Source organism: Pseudoalteromonas carrageenovora IAM 12662 (assembly GCF_900239935.1).
GTDB lineage: Bacteria > Pseudomonadota > Gammaproteobacteria > Enterobacterales > Alteromonadaceae > Pseudoalteromonas > Pseudoalteromonas carrageenovora.
Window position 1 is genome coordinate 624,192 of the sequence record NZ_LT965929.1, and the last position, 14,750, is coordinate 638,941.

A 14,750-nucleotide genomic window follows, 5' to 3' on the forward strand; every position below is an offset into this window, starting at 1 on the left:
AATACTTAAATTAATAATCGCCCCTTTGCCGATTACTGCTTAACCAGTAGTAGCGTACTTTAAAGAGATTTTTGTGAATAACTCAATACAACTAAAATTAATTGCGACTCATTTATTAGCCCAAAGAGGGGAAAGCCCAGCACGTTCAAATTTTCCTAAAGAGTTAATACTAGACTCGACTGATGATGCAATAGAAGTACAAAAGTTGATGATTTATTTAAATGATCAAACAGTATATGGCTGGAAGTGTATGCTGCCGTTAGATGATGGAACGATTATATTAGCACCTCTTTTACATGCTCCAATAGAGCAAACCGAAAGCTGCTCGCTCTATACAACCAAAAATAAAGCGCTTATCGAACCAGAAATTGCGTTTATTTTAGAAAGCGATTTGCCAAGCAATAAAAATTATTCTAATGAAGATATTGATACGGCTTTTACTCGTGCTCATTTAGCACTTGAGCTTATTCAAAAGAGATTTGATGAAAGCACTTTAAGCACTCACATTGAAAAATTAGCCGATGGTTTATCTAACCAAGGTGTATATGTAGGCCCACAAATAGATAATACAAAAGCCTATAACGCAAGTACTGTTAATATTAACATTAAGCAAACTGACGCTGAGTTAAGCTTTGCTGGTGCTCACCCTGCAGAGCTTGCGCAACTTCCTCTTTATTGGGCGGTTAACTATTTATCTGCCAAAGGAATTGACTTAAAAGCAGGGCACGTGTTTATAACTGGCTCATATTGTGGTGTGGTTGAGCTTAATACTGATCAGTTAATCACCATTAGCTACGAAGGTTTAGGTGCCTTTAGTACTACGTTTATATCAAAATAAATATAGCATTACTTAGGGCGTGTTGTATTTTTGTGGTTGAATTTGCAGCAGTGTGTTTGGTATTTAAGCAAGGCAGAGTCTATGACGTGTGGTTATTCCCCATAAATAGGCGATAACGCAGCATAAATTCCAAACATGCGCTGCCCAAAGGGTTCTTTACAGGGGCGATTAACTCTTTGTTTCTCGGTTTTTACTTAGCCCACTAGGTTACAAACCTCGCGCCGCGATTAAATCCCCCCTAGATTGAACAAATTTCAATACGCCCCAATAGACAAATCGTACTTTAAAATAAGCGCATCTATGTAGCGGGCGCGTAGGGTTTGTTGTTTTTCGTGATCAGCCCCGTGGCCTAGCGCTTTGTTTAATAGCTTCATTGCGGGGTGTAGCTGTGTACGCTCCTGTTGATTTAAGGATGCTTTAGTGCGCAGCTCAGTAATGTCGTCAACTAATAATCTGCCAATATCAACACATACTATTTCGTCAATTAAACCATTTTGTGTAAGCACACCATATTTACTACATAAAAACTGCTGCCATACTTGTTGTAGGTGTTCATCTATTTCACAACCAAACAATTCTTCGTTAAAGGTAAAACCTTGCTGAGCAAGTTTAGTAAGGCTTGCCGTGTATTGCTGTGCAAAATAATTAAAGGCATTACTCGATGATTCAATCTTTTGTTTTATAAGCCCTTGGCCCCAATTTACGCAACCGCGAGGATAATAGTCATCGTATTCCTCACATTCATACAATCCAGAATACGAACTGCAACTTAATTGACTTTTTATACAATAACTTGGCTTAGGAAATACGCTGTGTTGCTGCCACGTATCTAGCTGCTCGGCATCAATATTTAAAGCATGGCAAAGCTCATCGGTATTATAAAAATGAGTGGCTAAGTAGTTAGATAAACGCATAAAGGCTCGCTTAAAGTTAAAAATACAAACACTGTTTAGATGTACAGTGTTTGTATTTTGTATTATCAAACTAAATAACACAAGCCATTTTACGTTTATTATTAGCTTAGGCCTGCAAAAATGCGTGCAAGTATGTTACAAATAGCGCAAGTTTTATAAATAATGAATTTTTATGCGCACCCTAGAACAAATTAAACAAGCAAGCTTAATTACCGCTATTAAAACCCCGTACTTAGCCAATGGTGAAATAGACCTAGCAAAGTACGACGAACTCGTTGAAATACAAATAGCAGCGGGAGTAGATGGCATTGTGGTTGGTGGTACAACCGGCGAAGGCCAGTTAATGAACTGGGAAGAGCATTTAATGCTTATTGCGCACAGTGCAAACAAGTATGGCAATAAGCTACTGATTGTAGGTAATACAGGCAGTAACAATACGCGTGAAGCAATAAAAGCCACTAAATATGGTTTTGCCAGCGGCATGCATGCAGCGCTGCAAATTAACCCGTATTATGGCCGTACGTCAATTGCGGGTGTTATAGAGCACTTTAAGCGTGTGTTAGATATTGGACCTGCGTTTATTTACAACGTAGCAGGGCGTACAGGGCAAGACTTAACGCCTGATATTATTGAGCCATTAGCACAGCACCCTAACCTAATTGGTATAAAAGAATGTGGCGGTAATGAACGTATTACACACTACGAGCAGCAAGGTATTGCATGTTGGTCTGGTAACGATGACGAAGCGCACGACGCGCGCCATGTGCACAAAGCTCACGGTGTTATATCGGTTACCTCTAATCTTATACCTGGGTTGTTCCGCCAATTAATGGATACTAAAAATGATGCGTTAAATGCCTCATTACAACCTTTAATGAACTGGTTATTCTGCGAGCCAAACCCTATTGCTATTAACACCGCAATGATGATGACTGGCGCAGTGAACCCGGTATTTAGATTACCGTATTTGCCACTGAGTGATGAGCAGCAAGCTCAAGGCGAAATATTAATTAACGAACTTAACGTTGATGATATCGTTGGCTCAAGAGCAGAAGTATTAAATATCGACAATGTATTAATTTTATCTTAAGTTTTTAATTATAGGCAGTAATCACTAACTGTTGACTCGTTTTTACTGTATAATTTGCGACCCTTGATAATGTGGCCGCAGGTTATACAGCATGAATTTTAAATCTTTTAGTTTTGCCCCTGAACTTATTCAGGCGTTAGACGAACTTAATTACCACACCCTTACGCCCATTCAGCGTTCAGCTATTCCGGCTGTTCGTAAAGGTAAAGACGTTTTAGCAAGTGCCCAAACTGGTACTGGTAAAACGGCAGCGTTTGCTTTACCTATCATCCAAAAATTATTTGAATCAGAGCACAGCACAACAAATGCACCAAGTGCATTAGTACTTGCGCCAACGCGTGAGCTTGCAGAGCAGATAGCTAATAACTTTAAAGCTTACGCAAAACACACTCCTTTAAAAGTAGTGAGCTTGTTTGGTGGTGTTAATACCGCAGGCCAAGCTAATTCACTAAAGGACGGTGTAGATGTTGTTGTTGCAACACCTGGGCGCTTACTTGATCACATTCGTTTAGGTAATTTAAGCCTTGCAAGTGTTAAACATTTAGTACTTGATGAAGCAGACCGTATGCTTGATATGGGCTTTATTGAAGATATGCAAAGTGTTATTAAAAGCTGTGACGAGCAGCGTCAAATATTACTTTTCTCGGCTACGTTTCCAGCTGCGATTAAACAGTTTGCTTCTAAAGTATTAAAACAGCCTGAAATTGTACGTGTTGATCAAACTAATAGCACAGCAAGTACCGTTCAGCACGTTGTGTACCCAGTAGAAGAGCGCCGTAAACAAGAGCTTCTTTCAGAGCTGATTGGTAAAAAGAACTGGCAGCAAGTACTTGTATTTGTAAACATGAAAGAAACGGCAGATGAGCTTGTAAAAGAACTTAACCTTGACGGTATTCCTGCCACTGTATGTCACGGCGATAAGTCGCAAGGTAACCGCCGACGTGCACTTCGTGAATTTAAAGAAGGCAAAGTACGTGTTTTAGTGGCAACTGAAGTTGCTGCACGTGGTATTGATATTGATGGCCTCCCACGTGTAATTAATATTGATTTACCGTGGCTTGCTGAAGATTACGTACACCGTATTGGCCGTACAGGTCGTGCTGGTAACCAAGGCCAAGCAATTTCATTTGTAAGCCGTGAAGAAGAAAATACTTTATTTGAAATCGAAGCGTTAATTGGTCAAAAAATTAAGCGTGTATATTTAGAGGGTTACGAAGTAAGTAACCGTGAAGTACTTATTGATAAAATTGGTAAAAAACCAGCGCATTTACGCCGTAGCCGTACTAATAAGCCTACAGGGCAAGCAACAGGCGAAGCACGTGCTGTAAATCGCTCGCGTATTTCAAATGTACGTAAAAGCTTAAAAGGCGCCAAGCTTACCCTTAAAAAGTAAGCTAAAACGCGAATTTTAATTAAAAAAAACCTGAGTTTACTCAGGTTTTTTTGTATTTAATGAAAGTGTTTTATCAATTATATCAGCATAAGTGTACGCAGCTTGCTCTTGGTTTATATTAGCAATAATAGATAACCCAACAGGTAAGTTACTTACCTTGCCCACAGGGAGTGTTATATGTGTGCTTCCTGCTATTGCGGGCAAAGAGCTGCTGCTGCCTTTAAAATTATCACCGTTAATGAGGTCGGTTTTCCACGCTGGTGATACTGTCGGGGCAATAACGATATCTATATCATTATTTTTATATAAATTAGTAATTGCTGATTTAGCCAGTGCACGGTAGCGTGTTTTAACGCGTTGATATTTATCTTTATTTGTTAAATCAATTGCCTGCGACTTAGTAAGTATATCTTGTCCGAAGTAGGGCATTTCTGTTTCTTTATTTTGGCTATTAAAGTTAATGAGTGCCTCTAAGCTTTTAGTTTTTACTTCTTTTGGTGTGTTAGATAAGTAATGATTTATTTCAGCTTTAAAATCGTAAAGTAAAATGTAGTATTCATCAGCGAATAAAGAATCTAGATTGTCGGTTACTTCTATTTCAGTAACGGTATGCCCTGCTTGTTTAAGTGCATTTAATTGCTTTTTATAAAGCTGCTGAGTTTGAATGGTAAATTTATCACTTGGTAGCGCACCAATTTTGAGTGTTGATTTAGCCGTTAACTCTTTTGAATTTAAAACAAACTCATGTGTTGATACATCTTTTTTATTTTCGCCTTGTAATACTGCAAGCACAAGTAGCGTATCTTTTAGGGTATGAGCCATAGGTCCAACAGTGTCTTGGCTGCTTGAAAGGGGAATAACCCCATTGCGTGATACTTGGCCCATGCTTGGTTTTATAGCATATACACCATTAACTGATGCGGGGCAGGTAATAGAGCCATCGGTTTCTGTGCCCAGTGCAATTGGTGCAAAGTTAAGTGCTACGGCCACTGCAGAGCCTGCACTAGAACCACACGGGTTTCTAGTTATATCGTGAGCATTATGTGTTTGTCCACCTACTGCGCTCCACCCAGAAGAAGAGTACGAAGATCGAAAATTGGCCCATTCACTCAGGTTTGCTTTACCTAAAATGATAGCGCCTGCTTCTCGCAGTTTTTTAACTACAAAAGCATCTTTATTTGTAATGTTATTTTTTAAAGCCAGCGATCCTGCTGTGGTTGGTAATACACCTTTGGTCTCTATGTTATCTTTAAGCAAAACGGGTATGCCATGAAGTGGCCCGGCCCATTTAGAATTTGCATAGAGTAAATCTAAAGCTTTAGCCTGTTCAATAGCTGAGGGATCGATATTAATCACAGCGTTATATTGTGGGTTGAGTTTTTCTATTCGGTTTATATAAGCTTGTGTAACGTGTTGTGCATTTGTAGTTTTGTTTTTATAAGCTATGTGAATTTGCTCTATAGTTTTTAAATTATTCGCTTTAGCACTAAATACACAAAGCACACAAATTAAAGAAATAATGGTTGTTTTGGTCATTCTATTAAGCCGCTAATTGTTATTTATTATACATTTAGCACAAAAAAGCCTCACAAAGTGAGGCTTTTCGGTAAATAACTTAAAAAACCGGTTTAAGCGTTTTCTAACATTGAGAGTGCAACTGCTTCAGCCGCTTTAATACCATCAATGCCTGCAGATAAAATACCACCTGCGTAACCTGCGCCTTCACCTGCTGGGTATAAACCTTTTGTATTTATACTTTGAAAACTTTTATCGCGTTTGATACTAATAGGCGATGATGTACGCGTTTCTACACCGGTTAATAAGCCATCGTTAGTTGAAAAACCACGAATTTGCTTATTAAATGCAGGTATGGCTTCGCGTATAGCATCGATAGCAAACTGCGGAAGTACTTTACCTAAATCGGTTAATTTAATCCCTGGTGTATATGAAGGCTCAACGCCGCCAATGTTACCCGATGGTTTGCCTTTTAAAAAATCACCGATAAGCTGAGCAGGGGCATCATAATTACTGCCGCCTAATGCATAAGCCTGTTCTTCTAATTTACGCTGTAAATCAATACCTGCAAGCGGGTGCCCAGGGAAATCTTTTTCTGGGTTAATACCTACAACAATGGCGCTATTTGCGTTACGCTCACTACGTGAATATTGGCTCATACCGTTAGTAACAACACGGCCTTCTTCAGAGGTTGCGGCTACTACAGTGCCCCCTGGGCACATACAAAAGCTGTAAACCGTGCGGCCATTATCACAATGATGAACGAGTTTGTAATCGGCTGAGCCTAAAATTGGGTTGCCTGCGTTATCTCCAAAGCGGCACTCGTCAATCATTGATTGTTTGTGCTCGATTCTAAAGCCAACAGAGAAGGGTTTAGCTTCTACATAAATACCTTTGTCGTGGATCATTTTAAAGGTATCACGAGCGCTGTGACCTACTGCAAGTACAACGTGACGAGTATCTAGTTTTTCACCATTTGAAAGCGTTAAGCCGGTTACTTGTCCATCATCTAAATGAATGTCATCTACGCGTGTGCTAAAGCGTATTTCGCCGCCAAGCTCTATAATACGCGCGCGCATTTTTTCAATCATAGTAACAAGTTTAAACGTACCAATGTGCGGCTTACTTACATATAGAATTTCATCTGGTGCACCGGCTTCTACAAATTCGGTTATAACTTTACGACCATAATGTTTTGGATCTTTAACTTGGCTGTATAGTTTACCGTCTGAAAATGTACCTGCACCACCTTCACCAAACTGCACATTAGACTCAGTATTAAGTGTGCGTTTACGCCAAAAGCCAAAGGTGTCTTTTGTGCGTTCGCGTACTTCTTTACCACGCTCTAAAATAATCGGGTTAAAGCCCATTTGAGCAAGGACTAAACCCGCAAATAAACCACACGGGCCAAAACCAATTACCACTGGGCGCTCGGTAATATTAGCAGGTGCTTGCGCTACAAATTTGTAAGAAGTGTCGGGCGCCGGTTTTACGTGCTGATCTTTAGAAAATGTATTAAGGAGCGCTTCTTCGTTATCTACTTCAATATCAAGAGTGTAAATAAGTAAAATAGCTGTTTTTTTACGTGCGTCGTAGCCACGTTTAAACACATTATAGCTGTGCAATTGCTCAGGTTTTATTTTTAGTTTGTCTACTATGGCTTGGCCTATAGCATCTTCGTTATGATCAAGCGGCAGCTTTATTTCGGTTAAACGTATCATTAGTATCTCTTTTAGGTGTCTTAGCGGGTTTATTTCCGCTCACAATAAGAAGTGTAGGGCACGTAATGGCTTTACATTGAGGGCGCATATATTACGTTAAATTGGCCAATTATGGCACTTATTTATTGTGTTTTTAGTGTGGTTGGGTATGATCCGCGCCTTAGATGATTAATTATTGGGTTTTAACTGTTATGGCGTTTGTAGTCACCGAAAACTGTATTAAATGCAAATACACAGATTGTGTGGCAGTGTGCCCTGCAGATGCCTTTTACGAAGGCCCTAACTTTTTAGCAATAAGCCCAATAGATTGTATTGATTGCGGTTTGTGTGTACCAGAGTGCCCCGCAGAGGCAATTTATCAAGAAGACGAACTTCCAGAAGATCAAAAAGAATTTACTGAACTTAACGCTGAGCTTGCTTTAGTTTGGCCACGTATTGTTGAGGTAAAACCAGCACCTGATGATGCAGACCAATGGAATGGTGTGGCTAATAAGCTTAAATTAATAGAAACCTAGCTTTTTAAATTAATCCTTTAATATTAATTAGTTAAAATATCCAATATTTTTAGTATCATACTATTAACAAATGTACTGACTTAAATTACACTCCGTAGATAAGTTTACCTTTTTAGGGTAAATATCTCTAAATGGATGTTTATGCAGTACTTTATAACTATAAAAAAACACTTCAGTGTTTTGTTTGCACTTACTTTTGCACTTTTATCTACAACCCCACTATTAGCCGCTGAAAAAACACAGTATTCGCTGTCACATATCAGTACTAATATTACCGTTGATGGCGTACTTGACGAGCCACATTGGCAAAATGCCACATTAGTACCTATTGCGTTTCAAGATGAGCCAAACGAAAAGGGTATACCACCTGTTAAAACCGACGCTTACATGTACGAAGATGGCAGCAACTTATATGTTGCATTTGTAGCCGAAGATCCTCAGCCTAGCCAAATTACAGCGTCACTTCGTGATAGAGATACGCTTTGGCAAGACGACACGGTTATTTTAATTATTGATACCTTTAACGATGAGCGTTCAGCTTACGAATTTTATGTAAACCCATTAGGCGCGCAAGGTGATACTCGAATGAGTGACACCGATGGTTGGCAGTCAGACCCATCTTGGGATGCAATATGGGATAGCGCAGGTAAAATTACTGAGCAAGGCTTTGTGGTTGAAATGCGTATACCTTTTAAAGCACTTCGATTTCCTGAAAATAAGCCCGACCTAACGTGGGGGTTTGCGGTGTTACGAAATTATCAACGTGACGTGCTTTATCAACTTTCAAATATGGGTTTTGACCGAGATATAAAATGCAGCCTTTGTCAGTTTGATAAACTCCACGGTTTTAAAAACGTAAAAGCCAGTAAAAATTTACAATTAACGCCTACGCTTACAGCGCTTAGAAATGATTCAAAGCCAACCTTACCTGGCAACTGGGATAACGGCGATATTAATACCGAAGCAGGACTAGATTTACGCTGGGGTGTTACTCAAGATGCGGTGATTAATGCGACAATTAATCCTGATTTTTCGCAAATAGAAAGTGATGCTTTAGAGCTTGATGTAAACACTACTTACTCGATATATTATGACGAAAAGCGCCCGTTTTTTTTAGATGGGGCATCGTATTTTCAAAGTAGTTTATTTGAACTACTTTACACCCGCACTATTGCAGAGCCTGAGGTAGGGGCAAAACTGACTGGTAAAACGGATCAGCATAGCTATGCATTTATGTATGCAGATGACGATAACAGTAATATTTTATTACCTACAAACCAAGGCTCTGGTTTTGCTATTTTAGAGGAAAAAACTCACGCAGCAGCTGCCCGTTATCAATATGATATTGGCGATCAAGGTACTATAGGGCTTAGTACTACTCATAGAGAAAGTGATGATTACTACAATACGGTGATCTCTGTTGATGGCAGTTACTGGTTTAATCAATCAGATACGCTTGCCTATCAAGTGGCAACGGCTGATTCTAAAAACTCAGCGTTTTTAACCAATAACTATAACTTAGTTAAAAATCAATCAGATGAAGCATACGCTATTGAATTCACAAGAGATAAGCGTGACTACAATGTGTCTGCGAGCTACGAAAATATCGGGAAAGATTATCGTACAGACCTAGGTTACCAAGAAAAAGTAGATTACGAGAAAGTAGGCCTTGTAGGCGGACAAACTTGGTACAGCGACGAGTCAGGCTTATTAACGTCATGGTCTTACGAGGCCGACTGGAATAAAACATGGGCTCAAAATGGCGACTTACTTGAAGATGAATACCAAGGGTTTATAACATTAAAAGGCCAAAAACAGTCTATTTTTGAAATTGGCTTACTTCATCGTTATGAGAATTATAACGATACTTTTTATAACCAAAACATTGGCTTTGTTTATACAGGCTTTAAACCTAAAAATAATATATGGCTTTCGTTTTATGGTGAATATGGTAGCCGTATAGATTACGCAAATGAGCAAATTGGCGAGTCGTACGCTACGCAAACGCAAGCTAAGTGGGATATAAACGATCACTGGCAGGTAGACGTTAAGCATAATTACAGTGTGTTAGATAACCCTCAAGGTGAGCGAGTATATACCGCTAACTTATTAGATTTTAGGCTTTATTATAAATTTAGTATGCGTTCAATGCTTAAACTAATTTTACAATTTGAAGATATTGATAGAAATGAAGACGCTTACTTTTATCAAGTAAGTCACATAAATAAAGATTATGCCAGCCAACTTGTTTATTCGTACAAAATAAATGCGCAAACCTTATTTTACTTAGGGTACTCAGATAAAAGTTATCAAGACGACTCGCTAAAGCATGTTGAGCGTGATCAGCGCACATTTTTTACAAAAGTAAGTTATGCGTGGCAACTTTAAGCTTTAGTATTGTTAATTCATAATGACTGGTAATCAAATTGCTAAAAACTTGATTACGAGATAGTGAGAATAATTTATACATAATACTTAACAATTGGTTTATTTTTATTCACTACGCTCTATAATTAGTTAATGATCAAGCAATAATTTACTTCTTTATTATTGCTGGCCTTACAAATTCTCATTAATAAGTATTGTATTATCGCTTGCTTAGTACTAAATGCAGGCGATATAATCACCTTTTAGTAACGGATTTGTAGGAGAAGTAATTTAGATGGATTTTATTGATGAGTAAATTGAAGCCTGTTGGATTTATAATTTTAGTTTTAATCTTATTTTGCTTTTGCATAAATATAGAACTGACAAATCAAATTAATCGCATCAATTTATTTCACTCTGATATAGATATACGTAGTTTCGAAATAGCGAGCACCTCGTTAAATATGGCCCCTTGGTATAATCCTATTATTAATGGCCATTACATAATAGAAGACTCTTCGGTAAATTATCTCCTTATAAAAACAACGGACACCGAATTTTTAGCGGCGAATGCTCAAAAACTAGTGCTGATGACATTAGCGTCACCTATTAATTTTTTAATTGTTTGTATTTTGCTATTTGGTTGTGGAGCTTACCTTCGCAGAGAAAGAAGAAAACGCCAATATAAAAACCAAATAGCTCAATTAAACCTTCAAGCAAACACGTTACTTAATGCCTTTAATTTAAATGTTAAACCAGCAGAAAACCCTTCAGGAGTGAGTAGTTTAAGCCAGTCAATCACTAGTTTAAATACACATGTTGCTAACTATTTAAAGCAAACCCAAACGAGCATCTGCCAAGATAAGCTTACTTTACTCATTGATCGTCACGCTTATATAGAGCATATCGACAGACAAATTAACCACACATCAAAAGAAGAGCTCAAATGCGCACTTTTATTTATTGATTTAGATGGTTTTAAACAAGTTAATGACTCTTTTGGGCATAGTTTTGGCGATGAAATATTAGTACAAGTAGCGAGCCGATTAGCAAACGTTTTACGCCACCATAAATTAAGTAATATAAATACTGCAAACCAATTAGAGCAAAATTTATCTCGTTTAGGAGGAGATGAATTTTCTATTTTTATAGAGTCACTAGATGAAAGTGATAGAGTTGTAGAAATTGCTAAGCATGTTTTAAGCGAGCTTGAAAAAGATTTTGTACTGGGAAATAAAATAGTAAAAATTAGCGCAAGTATTGGTATTGCTACATATCCAGAAAGCGCATCAACCCCTCAGGCTTTATTACAACTTGCCGATGTTGCAATGTACCGAGCTAAAAGTGATGGTAAGGGTATATTTAAAGTTTACTCGCCTGAAATGGGTAACAAAATGCGTCGCTACCACTATCTATTGGAAGAGTTGCGGTTAGCTGTTGCGTGTAAAGATTTTTATTTATCTTTTCAGCCTATTGTGCACGTAGAAGATTGCATGATTGATTACTTTGAGGCGCTTACTCGCTGGGATCATCCCGTAGAGGGAATGATTTCACCTACTGAATTTATTCCAATAGCTGAAGAGTCTAATTTAATATTAGAGTTAGGCGATTGGATTATGCTTGAGTCGTGTAGACAAATGGCTGCTTGGCATAATGCTGGTATGCGTAAAGTTAAAATATCGGTTAATGTATCGGGTGTGCAACTTAAGCACCGGGATATTTATGACTGGATCATGAAAAAGCTGAAAAAAACCGGCTTGCCAGCAACATCGTTAATGCTCGAAATAACAGAATCTACCTTTATTAAAGCAAGCCCTAGAATAATTGAAGAATTAGGACGCTTACGCGCTGAAGGGATCACGATTGCTATTGATGACTTTGGTACCGGCTTTAGCTCATTAAGTACACTTGCTGACTTACCCATTGATGTAATTAAAATAGATCGCTCATTTATAACTCAGGCTAATAAAAGTCAAAAGTATAATGATATTTTAAATACAATTAGTGAACTTGGACAAAAGTTAGGGCTTAAAATTGTCGCGGAAGGTGTAGAAGAAATCGCACAATTTGAGTTAGTTAAAAAAATAGGTGTGAGTTCAGTGCAAGGTTATTTAGTTAGCCGGCCCGAGACATCGATAAACGTGGGAAACAAAGTTTTACGTAATAATAATAGTAACTTATCTGCTTCAGGAACCAGTGCTTGGGATATTATTAGTTAGAGAGTAAAGAGTTAGTAAAAAAAATGCCACCCTATATTGGGTGGCATTTTTGTATCTATATAGCCTAGGTTCTGATAAAAATATTTACTAGTTAGAGCCCAGGGCTATAACGCTAATTAAAGGTCGAATGTACGAGACACTGCAAGCACAATACGCTCATCTGCATAATCGTAATCTAAGCTTGTGTTTTCTGCAGCAACTTCAATACCAAAACCTTCGTAGCTTGTTTGATATGCTAAACGGTAATGTTTGTATGATTTCTTTTGATTTACATCCCATGCCCATTTTTCGCCATCAAGCGAGTTAGAAATATCAAAGCTTGCACGAATAGCGTGGTTAGGCGCTAGTTCATAGGTATGTGCAACCATAGATATTACATGGCCTGCGCCAGTTCCAAAGTAATCCCAGCTGTACCAAAAGTTAAGCTCAGTTTGGCCGTATTCACTTGCGTAACCGAATTTAGTGTAAGCTTCGGCGTAGTTGCCATCGCTGTTATTACCTTGGTACGTGTAATACGCAATACCGTAATCAACACTTACTTCATCATTTAACTGCACATAACGCCCTAGGTATGCATCAAGTTCAAAATCAGTGTCATCACCAAAGTCTACATTTGAAGCCCATGCACCAGCGTAAACACCGTTATCGAAAGCGTAATCAAGACTTCCTTGAATTGCAGGGTCGTTATCTGTTTGGCTTACACCGTTAAAGGTGTAATCAGATGCTGCAGTGATTGTTGTTGACCAATCTGCCGCAGCTGTTGTTGATAAAAGTGCGAATGGTACTGCTATTGCTAGTTGTTTTAATTTATTATTCATTGTTGATCCCTAATGTACAGTTTCTATTTTTGTATAATCAATTTTATTATCTTTTGGTGAGCTATCTATGTTCTTAACTGTTTTAAACTTGCTGTAACCAATAAAGCCTGCACACACAAAGAATAAACCAATTACTAACGCACCAACCCATTGAATTTGTAAAAACTCTAGCTTAAATAATAAAGTAAGCAGTGAAAGGGCAACTATATTTAGTGCCATATAGTTAAGCTTACCTAAACGTTTTACCGTTAAATTTAAGTTATCGGTATATAAGCGTATCAATGAATCAAGTGAATTGATTACAAACACAACACCTACAAACACCATCGCAAAGTTTTTAATACCTTGAGTTGGAATACCCATATCATGATAGTGATAAAGCACACTAAACCAGATTGCAATTGGGATTGAAGGGAATATTAGCATTGCCCCAAGTACTTGATATGTCTTAAGTCCGCCAACAAAACGAGATGTAAATTGGCCAATCATTATGCTCCACGCAAACCACCAAAATAAGTAAAATTCGTGGTAATCGTTAAGAGGTAATACAAACTCATTAATATTAGCAAAGTAAACACCAATGGAAGCTACGTTACTTGTAAATGCAGACATTTCACTGTCACCTAACACAAATGCACCGGCCCACATAAAGCCAATTAATGCAATAAATAACCAAGTAGTTGCAATGCTTAGAATACGTACGTATTTAATATCTGTACTTGAGTAAACCGCAAAACATATAGCGGCTAATACCACAAAGTAAAAAGTGGGTATAACGCTTTCGCCATCACCGAGCTCTGGTAAGTACCATGGTAGGTTTGTAAGTAATAAATAAGCAGTAAACGCACATGTACCAATAATTACTACATTATTGATAAATTTAACCCAAGGAATTTCGAAAAATTTAACTTTAGGTTCTATTACACAGAAATAAAAACACGTAAGAAAGTAAAATCCCCAGATCAAAAATCCCCAGTAACCAAACTCAATGGCCAGTGGATTTGCAAACGCATATTCTGGGCTTGCTTTTATGTCTGCATAACCTGCAAACTCAGTTAAAGGAAACATAATAAGGCCAACATCAAGGCCTGATGTAAATAATATTGCTATAAACGTAAAGGTGCGAACTGGTGTTACGCCAACAACGCGAACATTACCCCATTTTATTAAAATAGTGATAATGGCAAGTAAGGTAAAAATGATGCCTGCATTAAGCCAAATAGTCATTGTTACCCTCCCAAAATGAATATATAGAATTCATAAGCACTCCGTATTTTATTGTTTTATTCTCGCATTAACACAACATAACCTATTTACATCGTGTGCCACTGCAAGGCACGCTGTGGTTTAACCCGACGAG

General features: G+C 38.0%; 11 protein-coding genes. 6 read left to right on the top strand and 5 right to left on the bottom strand.

The annotated features are described in order from the left end of the window. Positions 1-73: 73 nt before the first annotated feature. Positions 74-838, top strand: a complete 765-nt coding sequence (locus ALFOR1_RS19070) for a 2-keto-4-pentenoate hydratase (RefSeq protein WP_104644060.1) — start codon at positions 74-76, stop codon at positions 836-838. A 254-nt stretch (positions 839-1,092) separates the two neighbouring features. Here ALFOR1_RS19070 and ALFOR1_RS19075 read toward each other — a convergent pair whose 3' ends face one another. Further along, positions 1,093-1,752 carry a DUF6058 family natural product biosynthesis protein gene (locus ALFOR1_RS19075; protein ID WP_104644061.1) on the bottom strand — a complete coding sequence of 220 codons (660 nt, stop codon included), beginning with the start codon at positions 1,750-1,752 and terminating at the stop codon, positions 1,093-1,095. Positions 1,753-1,924: 172 nt separating this feature from the next. Between ALFOR1_RS19075 and dapA the strand changes: the two genes are divergently transcribed. Together dapA and ALFOR1_RS19085 are read left to right on the top strand one after the other, a co-directional pair. Next, positions 1,925-2,842, top strand: a complete 918-nt coding sequence (dapA, locus tag ALFOR1_RS19080) for a 4-hydroxy-tetrahydrodipicolinate synthase (RefSeq protein WP_104644062.1) — start codon at positions 1,925-1,927, stop codon at positions 2,840-2,842. A gap of 91 nt (positions 2,843-2,933) precedes the next feature. After that, positions 2,934-4,235, top strand: a complete 1,302-nt coding sequence (locus ALFOR1_RS19085; protein WP_104644063.1) for a DEAD/DEAH box helicase — start codon at positions 2,934-2,936, stop codon at positions 4,233-4,235. A gap of 36 nt (positions 4,236-4,271) precedes the next feature. On the opposite strand, the gene ALFOR1_RS19090 is transcribed toward ALFOR1_RS19085, so the two are convergent. Both ALFOR1_RS19090 and ALFOR1_RS19095 read right to left on the bottom strand, forming a co-directional pair. Further along, positions 4,272-5,771: an amidase family protein gene (locus ALFOR1_RS19090; protein WP_104644064.1), complete on the bottom strand. Its 1,500-nt coding sequence runs from the start codon at positions 5,769-5,771 to the stop codon at positions 4,272-4,274. A 92-nt stretch (positions 5,772-5,863) separates the two neighbouring features. After that, positions 5,864-7,471, bottom strand: coding sequence for an NAD(P)/FAD-dependent oxidoreductase (locus ALFOR1_RS19095; protein WP_104644065.1), 1,608 nt, complete (start codon positions 7,469-7,471; stop codon positions 5,864-5,866). A 191-nt stretch (positions 7,472-7,662) separates the two neighbouring features. Between ALFOR1_RS19095 and fdxA the strand changes: the two genes are divergently transcribed. The 3 genes from fdxA (at position 7,663) to ALFOR1_RS19110 (ending at position 12,572) form a co-directional block, all read left to right on the top strand. Next, on the top strand, positions 7,663-7,986 hold the full coding sequence (gene fdxA / locus ALFOR1_RS19100; protein ID WP_058550364.1) for a ferredoxin FdxA: 324 nt from the start codon (positions 7,663-7,665) through the stop codon (positions 7,984-7,986). A 141-nt stretch (positions 7,987-8,127) separates the two neighbouring features. Next, on the top strand, positions 8,128-10,374 hold the full coding sequence (locus tag ALFOR1_RS19105) for a carbohydrate binding family 9 domain-containing protein (protein WP_104644066.1): 2,247 nt from the start codon (positions 8,128-8,130) through the stop codon (positions 10,372-10,374). Between the two features lie 287 nt (positions 10,375-10,661). After that, positions 10,662-12,572 carry a putative bifunctional diguanylate cyclase/phosphodiesterase gene (locus ALFOR1_RS19110; protein ID WP_058550226.1) on the top strand — a complete coding sequence of 637 codons (1,911 nt, stop codon included), beginning with the start codon at positions 10,662-10,664 and terminating at the stop codon, positions 12,570-12,572. Positions 12,573-12,688: 116 nt separating this feature from the next. On the opposite strand, the gene ALFOR1_RS19115 is transcribed toward ALFOR1_RS19110, so the two are convergent. Together ALFOR1_RS19115 and ALFOR1_RS19120 are read right to left on the bottom strand one after the other, a co-directional pair. Further along, positions 12,689-13,390 (bottom strand): TorF family putative porin, encoded by a 702-nt coding sequence (locus tag ALFOR1_RS19115; protein WP_058550227.1) that lies wholly within the window; start codon positions 13,388-13,390, stop codon positions 12,689-12,691. Between the two features lie 9 nt (positions 13,391-13,399). Further along, positions 13,400-14,617 (bottom strand): BCCT family transporter, encoded by a 1,218-nt coding sequence (locus ALFOR1_RS19120; RefSeq protein ID WP_058550228.1) that lies wholly within the window; start codon positions 14,615-14,617, stop codon positions 13,400-13,402. Between the last annotated feature and the right edge of the window lie 133 nt (positions 14,618-14,750).